Raw genomic sequence first — 1,459 nt, forward strand, 5'->3', positions numbered from 1 at the left:
TCCCGCTTTCCGTTTGCAGTGGGAACAGGTGGAAAATCGAATCTACCTTATATCATCGGTATCATTGTGTTGGCAGCTGCTGCTGCTTTATTCTTAATGCGTAGTAAAAAGAATAAAGTAACAACTGCTTAGCTAAAATTAGCGCAGCATAATGTTTGATCAATTTTGGTTAATCGTATTCAGAACAAATTTTTACTAAGACTATTACCCATTATTGTGTTTTGCTTTAGATAATCATTATGGCTCTATACTAGCAGGAATACTTTGTTAGTCTAGAGCCTAGGTTAAATTACCTCCGGCAAAGCCGGAGGCTTATTTTTTTAACCCCTCAAAGGGACAAAAGCTGGCGCGCCTAAAGGTGGCCTCCTCATACCCCTAGCTTGAGCTGATTACAATGCGCATCTTCTTTCTCGTGATGTCAAATATATTCTTTGACCATCTCTTCATCTAATCCCACCGTAGATACAAAATAACTACGCGCCCAAAAAACTCTCACCTGTAAAATTCCTTGTTCTTCCCATAAATCTCCGCGCAATCGATATTGCACTTTTTCCCTTGATATATATTACTACGTAATTCCATTTCTAAATTAAAATTGACATTGTCGGCTTCACCTTGCCGTATCCTTTATACTGTCTGCGGCTCGCCTTCTCGTCATTTTTGATTTGGAAATGAAATAAGATACTGAGTAGTTCGGAGGAATATTGATGCACATATGCACATGATCAGGCATCAGATGTGTCCTTCCACTATCTGACATTCTTTCTGCTCTGCTAACTCGTGAAATATCGTCCTAAGGTGCTTTCGGATTACTCCAAATATTACTTTCTTTTTTCTCTTTGTGATAGATACGACATAGTACTTACAGTCCCATGTTGTATGGGCCAAACTCTGATAATCTTTCATTTGATTCTCCTAGCTCTTGATCAAGCTAAGAGAATCAGGGTGACCATATCACACGGTCGAACCTTTAATAGTTCTCCGGAAAATCCGGGGGATTACCTTATTTATTTAACGCGAGATCGTAGACTTATTCACGCCAGCTTCATTCGCTATCTTTCCTTACTTATTCCAAATCCTAATAGAAAAGTAAATTATTTATATAATAATATTATTTATTTACAGATAGTTACATTATCTTTAATTGCTGTTTATATTAAAAATTGGAATTACACCTGCTTTCTTTATCCGTAAACCTGATGGCGTTGCTCTCGGGTGAACTGCTGACAATACTTCTTCATCTGATTCCTTTTTGGTTCTTCCGGAAATTGCGTACATAGGCTCAGTGACAGATTAAAGAAATGATGGAAAAGTAGAGCAAGACAGATTGAAATAGCACTATTTTTACTCATGAGGCTTTTTTTAAAATGTCGACGAGTTTGGCTTGATCACGTTTTTGGCATAATTGGTTATTTTCATCAAAGTACGCGTTATATTGCGCATGCCATAGTCGTTGCAA

The 1,459-nt window shown here is 37.6% G+C and carries 1 protein-coding gene and 2 pseudogenes; 1 reads left to right on the forward strand and 2 read right to left on the reverse strand.

The window, feature by feature from the left end:
* The first annotated feature begins 18 nt into the window (after positions 1–18).
* A complete protein-coding gene (locus tag BM122_RS26480) occupies positions 19–132 on the forward strand; it encodes an LPXTG cell wall anchor domain-containing protein (protein WP_218152217.1) in 114 nt (37 codons plus the stop codon).
* A 286-nt stretch (positions 133–418) separates the two neighbouring features.
* On the opposite strand, the pseudogene BM122_RS26675 reads toward BM122_RS26480, so the two are convergent.
* A pseudogene (locus tag BM122_RS26675) lies at positions 419–572 on the reverse strand (transposase); the annotation flags it as partial.
* A 105-nt stretch (positions 573–677) separates the two neighbouring features.
* Positions 678–906 (reverse strand): annotated as a pseudogene (tnpA, locus tag BM122_RS26680) (IS200/IS605 family transposase); the annotation flags it as partial.
* Between the last annotated feature and the right edge of the window lie 553 nt (positions 907–1,459).

The organism is Nitrosomonas communis (assembly GCF_900114745.1).
Lineage (GTDB): Bacteria > Pseudomonadota > Gammaproteobacteria > Burkholderiales > Nitrosomonadaceae > Nitrosomonas > Nitrosomonas communis_A.